A 14,399-nucleotide genomic window follows, 5' to 3' on the forward strand; every position below is an offset into this window, starting at 1 on the left:
GGGTCCAGCCGCGGTGTTTGAGGCCGTGGTCGTGGCGGCAGATCGGGCCGAGGTCTTCGGCGGTGGTGGGGCCGCCGTGGGCGTGGTCGCGGGTGTGGTCCAGGTCGGCGGTGTGGGCCGGGGCCAGGCAGCCGGTGAAGGTGCAGTGTCGGTCGCGCAGTTCGACGTGGCGGCGCAGTCCGGTGTGCGGGAACCGGGCGGTCGGGGCGTCGTCGAGGGCGCGGCCGCGGGCGGCGCGGATCTCGGCCAGCACCGCCCGCCAGGAGTCGGGCAGGTCGCTGCCGGGGGCGGCCAGCCGGGTGAGCAGCTCGGCGTCGACCAGCAGGTCGACCAGGCCCGGGGCGGCGGGGTCGGTGGCCGCGGCGGGTGGGCCGAGATCGTCGGGGTGTGGGCGGGTGCGCAGCGCCCCGGCCCGGATCAGGCGTCCGTCGGGTCCGGTGAGCGCGTAGCGCCACGGTGCCCGGTGCTGGGCGGCGACGAGCCGGCGGGCGCGGGAGGCGGGCAGCGGGCCGAGCGTGGGCAGGGTGGCGGGGCGCTCGTCGTGCCCGAGCAGGGTGGACAGCGCGATCTGCACCTGCACCCCACGCCGCGGGTGCGCCGGTGTGTCCGTTTCGGCGGGCTCGGTCTCGGCTCGGCCTGCGGTGGATCGGGCCACCGATCGGGATGCGGTGGCCCGTTCGGCTGTCGAGCTCTCCGGCTCAGCAGCCTGCGGCGACCCGACACCCGACTCTTCGCTCGTCTCCGAGGCCGAGCCCGAGGCCGAGGGCGAGGTCGTCGGCGGCGCCGCGGCCCCCGCCTGCTGCGCGCCATCGGCTCCGCGGCCGGACGCACCGGCGGCGGCGTCGTGGAGCAGGGCGGTGATGATCTGGGCGTCGGTCAGGGTGTGCAGACGCCCGTCGAGGAACCCGACGAACAGGTCGACCCGGATCTGGTCCAGCCGCCCCGGATGCCCGGCCCGGCGCACCTGATGGGCGAGTCGGTCGACCCGGGCCACCGCGGCGTCGGCGTCTTCCGGGGCCACCCCGTGCGCGGTGAGCGTGGCGGTGCCGTCCTCGGTCACGCACGCCGTCATGCCCCGGCGGGCGTGCGCGCGGCGGAACAGCCGCTCGTAGTGCGCCGGGTCGATCTCCAGGATCAGCCGGCGCAGCCGCCGGGAGATCTCGCTGGTGGTCCACCGCCGGGCCCGCGGCAGCACCAGCGCGCACAGCTGCGCGCTCTGCCCGGCCGACAGCCCGACGAGATGCCGCAGGAACACCGCCGCCTTCGGCCAGTCGATCTGCCCGCGCTCCAGCGCCACCCACACCGCGGGGAGTTCGACCACCAGCGCGACCGCCTCGTCGGTGCGCCCGTCCGCGGCGCGCCGGGTCCAGGCCAGCGCGGCGCGGATCTCATCGGCCCAGTCCAGATGCGGGTCGGGTAGCTCCGCGGCGGCGAAGGGCTGGTCCGGGTCGGCATACCCGACCGCGACCATGGCGCGCAGGAACCGGGCGTGGCTGACCGGTGAGCCGACCATGTCGGAGGCCGCGTGGCATGGGCAGAGGCGACGAGCCGACGACGCAGCGGCGGATCCGGCGGAGGAGCGCGTCGAGGAGGTCCCTCGCCGGCCTGAGCTGTGGAGCGCAGAGTGCTGTCCTTCCGCGGCCGATGAGGAACGGGACGTCGTCGAGTCCTTCCCTGCAACGCCCACCACCAGGAGGACCGAGATGGACGAGGCCGTCCGAGCTGCGGCGCTGACACGGCTGGAGCCGTTCGTGGGGGAGTGGGAGGCCGAGGCGCGCTTCTCCTTCACGCCCGAGCCGATCCGCGGAACCCTCGCCTTCACGTGGGACCTGGGCGGGCAGTTCCTGCGGCAGCAGTCCACGGTCGACCATCCCGCCGCGCCGGACGCCGTCGCCCTGGTGTCCGTGGCCGAGGAGGGCGACGGTCACGACTACGTGCAGCACTACTTCGACTCGCGTGGGGTCGTCCGCGTCTACCGCATGACGCTGCACGACGGCGAGTGGACGCTCCTCCGCGACCGACCCGACTTCACCCCGCTGCACTTCGCGCAGCGCTACACCGGCACGTTCGACGACGACGGGCGGACGATCGCGGGCCGCTGGGAGCAGTCGCACGACGGCGGCGCGACCTGGGAGCACGACTTCGCCGTCACCTACCGCAGGCTCGACCGCTCGTGAGCTACCCGTGCTCGGAGTACATGCTCAGCACATTGCCGTCCGGGTCGGCGAAGTCGAAGTAGTCGACGGCCCCGGGGACGTGCTCGAGCGGACCGACGACCACGCCCAGCCCCGTGAGCCGCGACCGCTCCCGGGCGGCGTCGTCGACGCCGAACCGGAGGACGACCTCCGCGCCGGAGCCGGCGGTCGAGTCCCGACCGAGCTGCAGCCACGCCGGCCCGACCCGGAACTCGACGACGCCGTCGGCAGGCTCCAGGTCGGGCTCGTCCAGTTCCAGGACGCGCCGGTACCACTCGATCGCACGGTCGAGATCGCCGACCGGAAGACCCACCGCCACGCTCGACACGTTCATACCCGACATTCTTCTCGAAGCGGTCCGACGGTCAACGCCCTCACGGAGCGAGGCGGGCGGCGCAGCGGGCGATCCCCTGCCTGATCATCCGGTCGTACCCGTCGTCGCCGAGGGCGCCGACGGCCTCCTCGGCCCGGTCGAGGTGCTCGCGCGCACGGGCGGGATCTCCGAGGCGGCGGTGGACGTCGGCCAGGTTGAGGTGCAGCGACGGGTAGAAGCCGGCCACGGCGAGGGAGTGGTGGTGCTGCTGCGCCCGCTCGTCCGTCAGTTCGTCGGCCGCCGCGAGGGCGCGGAGGTCCCAGCGCAGCTCCTCGGCGAGGTCCTCCTGGACGTCGGCCGCGTAGTGGGCGAGCGCGCAGCGGTGGAGCGGATCGCCGCGCGGGCCCAGCCGCGCCCAGAGCAGCGCGAACCGCTCCCGCGCCTCCGCCGCCGCGCGGGCCTGCCCCAGCTCGACCGCCTGCGCGATCTCCGCCATCACCGGGTCCGTCTGCTCCACCGCCGCCCCCTGTCTGCCTGCCCCGGACCGTACGGCGGGGGACCGACGGTTCCACCGGGCGAGGACACCTCAGCCCGCGGTGGATGCCCTGTACGTCGGCGCCGGCAGGTCCAGCACCCGTGAGTTGCGCAACCGCCAGACCAGGTACGCGATCCCGAGCCGGGTGCGGCCGATGCCGTCGAACGGGTCGAACCCGGCCACCTCGGTGATCGCGTCGAGCCGGGTCTGCAGCGTGCTGTGGTGCACCCCGGCCAGTCGCGCGGCCTGCCGGACCGACCCGGCGCGGACCAGCGCGTCGAGCGTGGCCGGGCCCCAGGCGTGGCCCATGATCTCGTCGAGGGAGTCGACGTCGGGGAGGTCGGCGTCGAGCGGGGCGTCGGCGAGCAGCTCGATCACCCCGCCGTACCAGTCGGCGAGCACGCAGCTCGTGGCCGGCGGCGCGCACAACCGCAGCGCGACGACGGCGGTGCGGAACGAGCGGTGCAGGTGCTCCACCGTGGTCGCGACCCCGATCCCCGACGGGATCGCCCCGCCGGGGGCCTGGTCCTGCGGGACGACGAGCGCGTGGATCGGCCCGTACGGCGTGGCGACGACGTCCTCGGCGCCGGTCGGATGCTCCGCCCACACCGCGAAGAGCGGCGCGGCGAGCACGCGGTACCGGACCCCCGGCGCGAGGTGCAGGCGTGCCGCGGCGGTGCGGCGTTCCTCCACCGGGACGGTCCGGTCGAGCAGCAGGCCCAGCTCGCGGCGGTTGTCCACGTCCCGCCGGCCCCGCCCGTGCCGGATCCGCAGGGCCAGCGCGAGCCGCTCGAGGATGATCCGGTCGTTGGCGTGAGCGGGCCCCGCGCGCTCCAGCCACACCGTGAGGCCGTCGCAGGAGATCGAGGAGTCCGGCGGCGGCAGCGCCCGTCCCTCGGCGATCTCGCCCTTCGGGGTGACCCGGACGGACCGTGGCGGCCGGTCCTGGCGGAAGCCCGCGGTGCAGCCCGCGAGCGAGGCCGCGGCGCTGAGCAGGCCGCGGGTGTTGACGTTGCCGACGACCAGCTCGTCGAAGCAGGCGATGACCCGCAGGCTCACACACGCCTGGGGATCGAGGGCGGAGATGCGGCCCAGGAGCTCCTGCACGACCACCTCACCACGTCGCTCCGAGGGCCCGAGTGTAGTGGCCCAGGTCACCGTCGAGTACCCGATCAGTCGGCCAGGATCTTCTCCACCCAGGCGTTCCGGGCGCGGATCATGCCGCGGGCGAGCGCGGTGTGCGGGGCGAAGATGTCGAAGGCGTGGAAGCCGCCCGCCCAGACGTGCAGCTCGGCGTCGCCACCCGCGGCCCAGATCCGGTCGGCGTAGCCGATCGCCTCGTCGCGGAAGATCTCCGCGGCCCCGACGTCGACGAACGCCGGCGGCAGCCCGCGCAGGTCCGTGGCGCGGGCGGGCGCGGCGTATTGCGAGACGTCCGGACCGCCGCGGGCCTCGCCGAGCAGCGCGGTCCACCCCGTCTCGTTGCTGACCCGGTCCCAGACGCCGACGCCGTCGAACTGCCGCGTCGACGGGGTGGCGCCCCGGTCGTCGAGCATCGGGTAGTCGAGCACCTGCCCGCAGAGCGCCGGCCCGCCCCGGTCACGGGCGGCCAGGGCCATCCCGGCTGCGAGGCCGCCGCCGGAGCTGGCGCCGGCGACCATCAGCCGGTCGCGCCGGATCCCGAGCCCCTCGGCGCTCGCGGCGACCCACTCGAGCGCCGCGTAGCAGTCCTCACGCGGGAACGGGTCGGGGAACTCCGGGGCCAGCCGGTACTCGACGGTCACCAGCACCGCTCCCAGCCCGTCGACCCAGTCCAGCACGAGGTCCGTCCCGCTGAAGCGGTCGCCGAACATCAGGCCACCGGAGTGCGCGAACAGCACCCCCGGGCGCGGGGTGTCGATCCCCGCAGGCCGCAGGACCGACACCGCGAGCGGATCGCCGCGATGGCCCGCGATCACGTGCTCGCGACGCTCGATCGCCCGGCCGCGCAGGGCTCCCTCGACCGGCGGCGACGCGTAGGAGCGCCGCATGAAGGCGATCAGGTCCGGTGTGATCGTCGGCGGGAAGACCCCGCCGACCACGGCCAGGCCGGCCTTCAGCTCCGGGTCGAACCCCGGCCGCGCGACCGCCGTCATCGAACCCCCTCCGACGTGCCCGCCGCGGCCGGAGCGCCGGCCGCGGCGGGCGGGCCCTCACAGGCTGGCGTAGAGCGCGGACTCGAAGTCCCCGTACAGCTTCCAGGCCTCGTTCTCGGTGATGAACGGCAGCGAGTTGGTGTAGATCGAGGCGCAGACGCCGGTGGCACGGTCGACGAAGAAGTGGGTGTTGAACAGCCCCGCCCACGCCCCCGTGCCCGCGCGCCGGCCGCCCGCGACGTCCCGGGTGTTCAGCAGCAGGCCCAGGCCCCACTTCCAGCCCGGCCCGACGCGGAGGGCGTCGGTGATCGGCGGGTCGGCCGTCGGGATCTCCGCCGGGAAGTCCAGGTCGCCGATCTGGTTGGTGAAGGCGGCGTCCACGGTCTGCTCGGTGAGGATCCGCACGCCGTCGAGCTCGCCGCCGCGGAGCAGGGCCCGCTCGAAGCGGATGAAGTCGCGCGGGGTGGAGTAGAGGCCGTGGCCACCGGCCCACCAGTCGGGCTGCTGCGGCAGCAGCTCGCCGGCCGAGGCCCAGTTCCCGTCCTCGTCCCGGACGTGCACGGTCACGCAGTTCTCGCGGCGGCCCTCGTCGAGCAGGAACATGGTGTCGTCCATGCCGAGCGGGCCGGTGATGTTCTCCTTGATCACCACGTCCAGGCCGGTGCCGGCGACGGCCTCGACGACCTTGCCCAGCCAGTCCGTGTTGATCCCGTAGACGAACTGCGTGCCGGGGTCGGCGACCAGCGGCGCCTTGAACGCGTCGGCCCCGCCCAGGACGTTCGGCAGGCCCGTGACCTTCTGGTACTCGTCGAGCGCCTCGTTCCAGAACCAGTAGCCGAGCCCCGACGTGTGCGTGATCAGCTGCTTCACCGTGGCGCGGCTGCCGGCCGGGCGCAGCTTGGGGGTGTCGCCGTCGAAGCCCTCGAGGACCTGGATGTCGGCGAACTCCGGGCGGTAGGTGTCGACGGGTGCCTCGAGCTCCAGCTCGCCCCGCTCGACCTGCTGCAACGCCGCGGTCGTCGCGACGATCTTGGTCATCGACATGATCCGGAACTGGGTGGAGGTCGAGACCTCGTCGCTGCTCTCGCCGACGACCCGGGGCCCGGCGCCGCCCTCGTAGAGGATCCCGTCGCGGTCCGCGGCGATGGCCGCGACGTGCGGCACCGCGCCCGTCTCGACCGCCTCCCGCAGGACCCGGTCGATGGCGCTTCCGTCGATGGCAGTGGTCATGCTGAGCTCCGTTGGTCGACACGAGGGACCGCGCCCGTCGAGCGCGCGGAGGTGATCGTGCCGACCTACCGCGCGCCGCGGTACCGACGATCATGCGCAGCTTCGGGTGCGGCGCCCGCCATTCGGCGGGGTCGTTCTCGGGCCGCGTGGGGGGACCATCACGGGGTGGTCGGGATCCGACGCGCCGTGCCCGCCGACGCGAGGGCGATCGCGCGGGTGGTGGTGGAGTCGTGGCGCAGCGCGTACCGGGACCTGCTGCCGGCGGGCCTCCTCGCCGGCCTCTCGGTCGACGGCCGGGAGGAGTTCTGGCGCCGCGTGCTCGGTGAGGACCCGCCCGCGGGCGTCGTGGTCGTCGCGGAGGAGGCCGGCCGGGACGTCGTCGGGTTCGTGGCCGTCCGTTCCCGGGCGGACGCCCCGCGCGTCGGTGAGCTCATGGCCCTCTACGTCGCCCCGTCGGAGTGGCGTCGCACGATCGGCACGCTGCTCCACAACGCGGGCGTCGAACACCTCGCCCGGCAGGGCTGCGCGCGGGCGGAGCTGTGGGTGCTCGCCGGCAACGAGCGCGCCATGGCGTTCTACCGCGCCCGCGGCTGGGTCCCGGACGGTCGGCGGCAGGTGGAGGAACGGCCGGACGGCTTCGTGCTGCCCGAGCAGGGGATGAGCCTCGAGGTGCGCGCGGCGGGCCGCCGGATGTGAGACTGGTCGGGTGCACACGGTCGACTTCTACTTCGACCCCGTCTGCCCGTTCGCGTGGATCACCTACGGGTGGATCTCCGAGGTCGAGCGGCTTCGGCCGATCGACCTGAGCGTCCGGATCATGAGCCTCGCCGCCCTCAACGAGGGCCGCGAGGGACGCGTGCCCGAGGCCGAGAAGGGGCTGGACAGCGGCTGGCGGCCGGTGCGCGCCGCGGTCGCCGTGGAGGAGCGGCTCGGGCAGGCCGGGCTGCGCCGCTACTACGAAGCCTTCGGCCGGCTGTTCCACGTCGAACGCGTGCGGCCCCGGGACCGCGTGATCCGGCAGGCGCTCGCGGAGCTCGACGCCGCCGATCTGCTCGCCGCCGCCGACGACCCGGCCTACGACGAGCGGGTCCGCAAGAGCCACGACGCCGGGATGGAGCCGGTGGGCCTGGAGGTCGGGACGCCCACGATCCACGTGGACGGCGTCGCCTTCTTCGGCCCTGTGCTGAACGCGATCCCGCGCGGGCAGGAGGCCGCCGACCTCTTCGACGGGGCGCTGCTCCTGGCCCGCAACCCGCACTTCTCCGAGCTGAAGCGCACCCGGGCAGGCGAGCTCCGCTTCGACTAGACCGTCGCCCCGTTCCATTCGATCTCGCCGTCCGGCCACTCCTCCTGCGTGACGGGCAGGACGAGGGTGGTCGTGGTGATCTCGTCGACGAACGGGCGGGGCTCGGTGGTGTCGTCGGGCGAGTACAGGGCGCGGCGCGGGGAGAGCCTGCGCCAGCCGCCGCGCTCGTAGAAGGGCACGTGGTGCTCGGCGCACATGAGGATGCCGAAGGGCACGGCGAGCTCGCCGAGGAAGGCCCGCACCCGGTCGAGCAAGGCCAGCCCGACGCCCTGCCGCTGCAACCCGGGGCGGACCGCCACCAGCCCCACCACGGCGGCCAGCTGGTCGGTGCCACCGACCTGCAGGAAACGTCGCAGCACACCGGCGTGTGCGGCCGGGCCCTCGACGTCCCATCCCAGGACCCGTGCCTCGGGCCGCACGGAGGACCAGGTCCGCACCCCGCCGTAGAGCCCGGGGAGATGTGCGTAGGCCGCCCGGAGCAGGGCCGCGAGCTCGGCGTGTTCCCGCATGCTGATCCGGCCCTCGCGACACGCACTCCACTGCACGTCCCCGACCCTCGCAGACATCGCCGCCGACGGCCCGGTGGAGGCGGGATCCGCGCCGGGGACGGCGCGTGATCGTCATGGCCCGGATCCGCTTGGGACGGGACGCCGGGCCCGGTGCGGAGGCACCTCCGGTCCGCGGATCGGGAGGCGTGCTCCACCGGACGCGTGAGGAGCGGCCGAACGGGGTACAGCCGCACCATGACCATGGTCGAGGCGGAGGAGAGGACGGACGTGGTCGGACGTGCGGACGGCCCACGACCCGCCTCGCTCGTCGCCGCGTTCCGGGACGCCACCTGCCTGCCCGGGCTGCGCGCGTGGCTGCGCGATCAGCTGGCACCGACGGACACCCTGCTCGACGCCGAGCTCGTGTGCACCGAGCTCGTGACCAACGCCGTCGAGCACGCGGGCGGCCCCCGGCGGCTGCGGGTCACCGTGCTCGACCGGGTCCGGATGCGCATCGAGGTCGACGACGCCGGCGCGGGCGACCCGCTGACGGTGGGGGAGTCCCGGCTCGGCGCGCACCGCGGCCGGGGACTGACGATCGTCAACGCCGTCGCGCGCTGGGGCGTCCGCCGCACCCGTACCGGCAAGACGGTCTGGGCCACGCTCGAGCTGACCTGAGAGGCATCCGGAAGATCTACGGAATTCCGGCACACCGTTTCCGATCCGGCGCGACGGGGTAGCCGAAACGTGATCGTCGTGGACCAGACTCCGTGACGGCACCGAGTCATCGGGGGTCGGGTGCCGTCACGAGCACGATCTGCCTCGCGCGCGCAACTGGGGAGCTACGCGCGCACCCCCGGAGGTACGCGGCCCGGCCGGCTCGACGGCGGCCGGGCCGCCCCCGTGCTCGTACCCCTGTGGGCCGCACCTCCCGGGCCCGGGCCTCCCGGGCTCACGCGGTGTCGCGCGCCGCGGCCCGTCCGGCGCCCCGGCCGCTGAACAGGCAGCCGCCGAGGAAGGTGCCCTCCAGCGAGCGGTAGCCGTGCACACCACCGCCACCGAATCCCGCCACCTCGCCGGCCGCGTACAGCCCCGGCACGGGCTCACCCGCGGTGTCGAGCACCCGGCCCGACAGGTCGGTCTGCAGGCCGCCGAGGGTCTTGCGGGTCAGTACGTGGAGCTTCACGCCGATCAGCGGGCCTGCCGCCGGGTCCAGAATGCGGTGCGGAGCAGCCGTGCGGCCCAATCGGTCGCCACGGTACCGCCGGGCGTTGTGGATGGCGGCGACCTGCAGGTCCTTGGTGAACGGGTTGCTCATCTCGCGGTCGCGGGCCACGATCTGCCGCTCGATCGCGGCCGCGTCGAGCAGGGGTTCCGTGGTCAGCTTGTTCATCCCGTCGACCAGCTCGGCCAACGTCGCGGCGACGACGAAGTCCTCGCCGCGCTCCTTGAACGCCTCGACGGGCGCGGGCGCGCCCGGGCGGATCCGGCCGAGGGTCGCCCGGACGTCCTTCTCGGTGAGGTCCGGGTTCTGCTCCGAGCCGGAGAGCGCGAACTCCTTCTCGATGATCTTCTGGGTCAGCACGAACCAGGAGTGGTCGTACCCGGTGGCGCGCAACGCCTGCAGCGTGCCGAGGGTGTCGAAACCGGGGAAGTTCGGCGCCGGCAGCCGCCGCCCCGTCGCGTCGAGCCAGATCGACGACGGCCCCGGTAGGATCCGGATCCCGTGCCCGGCCCAGATCGGGGTGTGGTTGCGGATCCCCTCCGTGTAGTGCCACATCCGGTCGCGGTTGACGATCCGCCCGCCCGCCGCCTCGGTGATGCCCAGCATCCGCCCGTCGACGTGCGCGGGGACGCCGGTGACCATCTGTTCCGGCGGGGTGCCGAGGCGGGCCGGCCAGTTCGCGCGGACCAGGTCGTGGTCCGCGCCGATCCCGCCCGCGGTCACGACGACCGCCTGGGCCCTCAGCTCGAACGTCCCGGTCTCGACGCGTGAGCTGGCCGCCCCGCGGGCGGCCGGGCTGGGTTCGAGCACGGCGCCCGACACGCCGTCGACCACGCCTCCGGTGCGGGTCAGGGCGTCGACCCGGTGCCGGAACCGCAGCTCGACGAGCCCGGCGCGCTCGGCGTCGCGCACCGCCGTCGCGAACGGTTCGACCAGGCCCGGCCCCGTGCCCCAGGTGACGTGGAAGCGCGGGACGGAGTTGCCGTGTCCGTCGGCGAGGTACCCGCCGCGCTCCGCCCAGCCCACCAGCGGGAACCACCGCACGCCGAGGCCGTGCAGCCAGGCGCGCTTCTCGCCGGACGCGAAGTCGACGTAGGCGGTGGCCCACTGCCGGGCCCAGAAGTCCTCACCCGCCGGGTCGTCGACGTCGCGGTCGAAGCCTGCGCTGCCCAGCCAGTCCTGCAGCGCGAGGTCCGCGGAGTCCCGGATCCCCATCCGGCGCTGCTCGGGGGAGTCGACGAGGAACAGCCCGCCGAACGACCAGAACGCCTGGCCACCCAGGTTCGTCTCCGGTTCCTGGTCCACGAGCACGACCCTGCGGCCCGCGGCCGCGAGCTCGGCGGTCGCGACGAGGCCCGCCAGCCCGGCCCCCACGACGATCACGTCGGCGTTCACGGGTCCAGCCTGGCCCCCGCCGCTCCCGCCGGCAATCCGGACATTCCGTATCCACACCTACTCGCAGTACGCCCGCGGGGCGGAGTGGACCGGTGGCTCCTACGCCTTCCTGGACCTCACCGCGCTCGGGCGGCAGGAGGAGTGGGAGGAGCCGAAGGGCCGCTCGGCGGCGGCGCGGCACACCGGCCCGAGCTTCGCGAGCTGAGGGTTTCTCATCGAATCGACGCAAGATCCGGCGACCGGCGTAACGCCGCTCCCTCACCACACGAGGTAAGGGGACACCGCGTGTTGCTGGGGAGCGAACACGCGCTGCCGGGCGCCGCGGTCCGGACCCTCGGGAGGACCGCGGCGCCCTTCTTCCGTCACGGCTGTCGCGTTGCGGCTACCGGGCCGGCCGGTCCTTCTCGGTGGTCCGCGCGGCCAGCGGCCCCTTCGAGCGGCGCTGCAGCCAGCCGCGGGTCTGGTGCAGCGTGCGGCTCACGGCGTTGGGCCCGCGACGCTGCTCGATCAGGTCCGCGACCTTGCCCATCAGCCAGCCGCCGAGCGGGACGGCGATCGCGAGGATCAACCACATCCGCAGCCGGCGGGAGAAGAAGGCCCACATCGTGTCCGGTGCTCCTGGGGTTCGTGCCCGGGCGGTTCCGCGGGCGGGACCGTGAGGGTAGGGCGCGCGCCGGACGGGCGCACCGCGGAGATCGGCTCCCCGCCGTCGCGCGACCGGGGTACGGGGGTGACGCGGCGGCCCCCGGGTCGTTGCAGGGGGAAGAAGAGCGGCCCGCGACGGTCGCGGTCGACGGCGACCGCGACCGGGCCGCCGACCGCGCGGGTCTCCTCGGCCCGTGCGACACGGAAGGACCACGTCGTGTCGAACCTCGGTGGCTGGGAGATCGTCATCCTGGTCGGTGTGCTGCTGCTCCTCTTCGGGGCGAAGCGGCTGCCGTCCATGGCCCGCTCGGTCGGACAGAGCGCCCGGATCTTCAAGGGCGAGATGCGCGGGCTGCGCGAGGACGCCCCCGCGCCCACCGTGAACGCCCAGCCGCCGACCCCGACGGCCGCCCTGCCCGTCGTCGCCGAGGCGGACGCCGGCAGGGCTGCCGAGGCGGACGCCGACAGGGCCGAGAACCAGGTCGTCTAGAACCCGAGCACGGCGCCGCGCGCCGGGTCCTCCGACCGCCAGGCCGCCAGCCCGGTCTCGACGAGAGGGACGCGGACCAGGCCCGCGACCTCGTCGAGCGGCACCCAGGCCGCCCGGTCGGTGGAGCCGCCGACCTCGTGCCGCAGCTCCCCGCCGACGACGTGGGCGGTGTAGACGATCCGGATGCCGAACATGTCGAGCGGCTCGCCCCCGCGGCTCACGGCGTCGGGGAAGTGCACGGAGTCGACGGTGAGCAGCCGGTCGAGGGCGACCGTGAAGCCGGTCTCCTCCTCGACCTCCCGCACCGCACCGGCGCGCGGGTCCTCGCCGTGGTGCAGCCCGCCGCCGGGCAGTGTCCACTCGGGGCCGTGCGGCCCGGTCCAGCGGGCGAGCAACACCTGCCCGTCCTCGACGCAGACCGCGTAGGCGGCGGGGCGGACGAGCCGGCGGGGCGCGGGTTCGGGGTGCGGCACCGGCCGAACCTAGCGCGCGTCTTGCGAACCGCCGCCCGCCGCCGTCAAGATCCCTCTGACCTGCGGATCCTCGGTACCGTGGGTGGGTGTCGGCAGACCGTCCGGTCGTCCTCGGCGTGCTGGTGTACGTCGTGATCGCCGCCGCGCCGACGCTCCTCATCTGGGCCGTGGCGCGGTTCCTCCCCGTGCTGCTCGGGCTGCCGGAGTTGCTGCACCGGCTGTTCCGCCGCTCCAGCCCCGCGCCCGCAGCCGGCCAGTCCTTCGAGTCGCTGGTCGCCGACCTGCACCGGCTGCGCCGCGAGGTGTGCGGGCGGCAGCCCACCACCCACGTCCGGCGGGTCGCCCTGATGGCCGCCTACGACGACGTCCTCCACGATCTCTGCCGCGCCGTCGGCGTCGCGCGCCCGCCCCTGTCCGAGGTCCCCCAGAGCGAGCGGCCCTTCGCCCGGCTGCAGACGGAGGCCGCGATCGAGGCGGCCGGCGTGGTGCTGGACCCGCCGGGTCCGGGCTCCGCCGCCGCATGACGCGCCGCCCGCCCCGATCTGGGTAAAGTCGTCTTTACCGAGCGGGAACCGATCGGGTCCCGCCGGCGTTGACCACGTAGCGCGGCGAGACACGCGACGAGGAGGAACCGGTGCGCACCACCAGCAATCCGGCGTTCCGCAACCTGCCGACGGGGCAGGGCGGCTACGCCACTTTCGACCGCCAGGGCGGCGGCATGATGGGCGGCGGGGCCGCCTACGCCGACTCCCAGGCCGCGCGTGCCGGGTTCGGCAGGGCGGGTGCCGGCGAGCGGCCGCTGACCGTCGACGACGTGGTGGTCAAGACCGCGATCACGGGTGCCGTGGCGTTGGTCGCCGGGATCCTGACGGCCTGGTCCGGCCTGTTCGGCCTGGCGCTCCCGGCGATCATCGTCGGCTTCGTCGTGTCGCTGATCGTGATCTTCAAGCAGAGCACGAACCCGTTCCTGGTACTGCTGTACTCGGCGTCGATGGGTGTCGCGCTCGGCGCGCTCACCGGGGCGCTCGAGTTCTCCGGCACGAACTTCCAGGGCATCGGCTTCCAGGCGATCGTGGGCACCGCCGGCGTGTTCGTCGGGATGCTGATCGTCTACAAGACCGGCGCCGTGCGGGTCACGCCGCGGTTCACGAAGTGGCTGATCGGTGCGTCGATCGGCGTCGTGCTCCTGATGCTCGCGAACATGGTCATGAGCTTCTTCACGATCGGCGGCCTGGGCCTGCGTGACGGGTCGCCGCTGGCCTACCTGTTCAGCATCGTCTGCATCGGCGTGGCCGCGTTCAGCCTGATGCTGGACTTCGACATGGCCGACCGGGCGGTCAAGGAGGGCGCGCCCGCGAAGTTCTCCTGGTACATCGCCTTCGGCCTGATGACCACGCTGGTCTGGCTGTACATCGAGATCCTGCGGCTGCTGAGCTACCTGCGGCAGGACTAGCAGGACCAGGGGGCGGCCTTCCTGACGCGGGTTGTCAGGGATCCGCGGGACCCTCGTGCCATGGCCTCCTGGAAGGACGTCGAGGAGCAGGCTCCCGAGCTGGCGGCACGCGCCCGCCGGCTCTTCGACGCGCACATGCACAAGACCATCGCCACACTCCGGGCGGACGGTTCGCCGCGGATCTCCGGCATCGAGGCGCAGTTCGAGGCGGGCGAGCTGACCTTCGGGTCGATGCCGGCCTCGCGCAAGGGCGCGGACCTGCGCCGCGACCCGCGCTTCGCCCTGCACAGCACGTCGACGGACCCGCCCGAGGGCGCCCCGGCGGACTGGGAGGGCGACGCCAAGATCGCGGGTCGGGCCGTGCCGACGGGCCCGCTGATCGGCGAGGCCGAGGGTGACGCCTTCCGCGCCGACGTCACCGAGGTCGTGGTGACGTGCCTCAACGAGGCGGCGGACCGCCTCGTCGTCGAGTTCTGGCGGGAGGGCTCAGGGGTCCGGCGCGTCGAGCGCGAATGA

General features: G+C 74.2%; 18 protein-coding genes and 1 pseudogene. 9 read left to right on the forward strand and 10 right to left on the reverse strand.

Features of this window, described 5'->3' with window-relative positions; translation table 11 throughout:
* Positions 1-1,513 (reverse strand): annotated as a pseudogene (locus LWC33_RS25460) (hypothetical protein); the annotation flags it as partial.
* Positions 1,514-1,703: 190 nt separating this feature from the next.
* Between LWC33_RS25460 and LWC33_RS25465 the strand changes: the two are divergent.
* Positions 1,704-2,177: a hypothetical protein gene (locus LWC33_RS25465; protein WP_233307198.1), complete on the forward strand. Its 474-nt coding sequence runs from the start codon at positions 1,704-1,706 to the stop codon at positions 2,175-2,177.
* A 1-nt stretch (position 2,178) separates the two neighbouring features.
* Here LWC33_RS25465 and LWC33_RS25470 read toward each other — a convergent pair whose 3' ends face one another.
* The 5 genes from LWC33_RS25470 to LWC33_RS25490 all read right to left on the reverse strand — a co-directional run bounded on the left by LWC33_RS25470 (position 2,179) and on the right by LWC33_RS25490 (position 6,408).
* Complete coding sequence (locus tag LWC33_RS25470; protein WP_233307199.1) at positions 2,179-2,529, reverse strand: VOC family protein; 351 nt, start codon at positions 2,527-2,529, stop codon at positions 2,179-2,181.
* Between the two features lie 40 nt (positions 2,530-2,569).
* Positions 2,570-3,025 (reverse strand): hypothetical protein, encoded by a 456-nt coding sequence (locus LWC33_RS25475; protein ID WP_233307200.1) that lies wholly within the window; start codon positions 3,023-3,025, stop codon positions 2,570-2,572.
* 69 nt (positions 3,026-3,094) lie between these two features.
* Positions 3,095-4,150: a helix-turn-helix domain-containing protein gene (locus LWC33_RS25480; protein WP_233307201.1), complete on the reverse strand. Its 1,056-nt coding sequence runs from the start codon at positions 4,148-4,150 to the stop codon at positions 3,095-3,097.
* A gap of 65 nt (positions 4,151-4,215) precedes the next feature.
* A complete protein-coding gene (locus tag LWC33_RS25485) occupies positions 4,216-5,178 on the reverse strand; it encodes an alpha/beta hydrolase (protein ID WP_233307202.1) in 963 nt (320 codons plus the stop codon).
* A gap of 57 nt (positions 5,179-5,235) precedes the next feature.
* Complete coding sequence (locus tag LWC33_RS25490) at positions 5,236-6,408, reverse strand: serine hydrolase domain-containing protein (protein ID WP_233307203.1); 1,173 nt, start codon at positions 6,406-6,408, stop codon at positions 5,236-5,238.
* 165 nt (positions 6,409-6,573) lie between these two features.
* Here LWC33_RS25490 and LWC33_RS25495 point away from each other — a divergent pair, with 165 nt between their 5' ends.
* Both LWC33_RS25495 and LWC33_RS25500 read left to right on the forward strand, forming a co-directional pair.
* Positions 6,574-7,104 (forward strand): GNAT family N-acetyltransferase, encoded by a 531-nt coding sequence (locus tag LWC33_RS25495; RefSeq protein WP_233307204.1) that lies wholly within the window; start codon positions 6,574-6,576, stop codon positions 7,102-7,104.
* Positions 7,105-7,114: 10 nt separating this feature from the next.
* Positions 7,115-7,714, forward strand: coding sequence for a mycothiol-dependent nitroreductase Rv2466c family protein (locus tag LWC33_RS25500; RefSeq protein WP_233307205.1), 600 nt, complete (start codon positions 7,115-7,117; stop codon positions 7,712-7,714).
* Here LWC33_RS25500 and LWC33_RS25505 read toward each other — a convergent pair.
* Entirely contained in the window at positions 7,711-8,259 is a 549-nt protein-coding gene (locus LWC33_RS25505) for a GNAT family N-acetyltransferase (RefSeq protein ID WP_233307206.1), read from the reverse strand. The genes LWC33_RS25500 and LWC33_RS25505 overlap by 4 nt on opposite strands.
* 198 nt (positions 8,260-8,457) lie before the next feature.
* On the opposite strand from LWC33_RS25505, the gene LWC33_RS25510 reads away from it, so the two are divergent.
* A complete protein-coding gene (locus tag LWC33_RS25510) occupies positions 8,458-8,880 on the forward strand; it encodes an ATP-binding protein (protein WP_233307207.1) in 423 nt (140 codons plus the stop codon).
* 274 nt (positions 8,881-9,154) lie between these two features.
* On the opposite strand, the gene LWC33_RS25515 is transcribed toward LWC33_RS25510, so the two are convergent.
* Positions 9,155-10,822, reverse strand: a complete 1,668-nt coding sequence (locus tag LWC33_RS25515; RefSeq protein WP_233307208.1) for an FAD-binding dehydrogenase — start codon at positions 10,820-10,822, stop codon at positions 9,155-9,157.
* Between the two features lie 49 nt (positions 10,823-10,871).
* Here LWC33_RS25515 and LWC33_RS36250 point away from each other — a divergent pair, with 49 nt between their 5' ends.
* Positions 10,872-11,027 (forward strand): DUF899 family protein, encoded by a 156-nt coding sequence (locus LWC33_RS36250; RefSeq protein WP_233307256.1) that lies wholly within the window; start codon positions 10,872-10,874, stop codon positions 11,025-11,027.
* A 177-nt stretch (positions 11,028-11,204) separates the two neighbouring features.
* Here LWC33_RS36250 and LWC33_RS25525 read toward each other — a convergent pair whose 3' ends face one another.
* A complete protein-coding gene (locus LWC33_RS25525; RefSeq protein WP_233307209.1) occupies positions 11,205-11,426 on the reverse strand; it encodes a hypothetical protein in 222 nt (73 codons plus the stop codon).
* A gap of 258 nt (positions 11,427-11,684) precedes the next feature.
* Here LWC33_RS25525 and tatA point away from each other — a divergent pair, with 258 nt between their 5' ends.
* Positions 11,685-11,957: a Sec-independent protein translocase subunit TatA gene (gene tatA / locus LWC33_RS25530; RefSeq protein WP_233307210.1), complete on the forward strand. Its 273-nt coding sequence runs from the start codon at positions 11,685-11,687 to the stop codon at positions 11,955-11,957.
* Here the strand turns inward: tatA and LWC33_RS25535 are convergent.
* Positions 11,954-12,430, reverse strand: a complete 477-nt coding sequence (locus LWC33_RS25535) for an NUDIX hydrolase (RefSeq protein WP_233307211.1) — start codon at positions 12,428-12,430, stop codon at positions 11,954-11,956. The genes tatA and LWC33_RS25535 overlap by 4 nt on opposite strands.
* A gap of 86 nt (positions 12,431-12,516) precedes the next feature.
* Between LWC33_RS25535 and LWC33_RS25540 the strand changes: the two genes are divergently transcribed.
* The 3 genes from LWC33_RS25540 to LWC33_RS25550 all read left to right on the forward strand — a co-directional run bounded on the left by LWC33_RS25540 (position 12,517) and on the right by LWC33_RS25550 (position 14,399).
* Complete coding sequence (locus LWC33_RS25540; RefSeq protein ID WP_233307212.1) at positions 12,517-12,954, forward strand: hypothetical protein; 438 nt, start codon at positions 12,517-12,519, stop codon at positions 12,952-12,954.
* Between the two features lie 110 nt (positions 12,955-13,064).
* Complete coding sequence (locus LWC33_RS25545) at positions 13,065-13,883, forward strand: Bax inhibitor-1/YccA family protein (RefSeq protein WP_233307213.1); 819 nt, start codon at positions 13,065-13,067, stop codon at positions 13,881-13,883.
* 60 nt (positions 13,884-13,943) lie between these two features.
* Positions 13,944-14,399 (forward strand): pyridoxamine 5'-phosphate oxidase family protein, encoded by a 456-nt coding sequence (locus LWC33_RS25550; protein WP_233307214.1) that lies wholly within the window; start codon positions 13,944-13,946, stop codon positions 14,397-14,399.

Source organism: Pseudonocardia terrae, from assembly GCF_021343995.1.
Classification (GTDB): Bacteria; Actinomycetota; Actinomycetes; order Mycobacteriales; family Pseudonocardiaceae; genus Pseudonocardia; species Pseudonocardia terrae.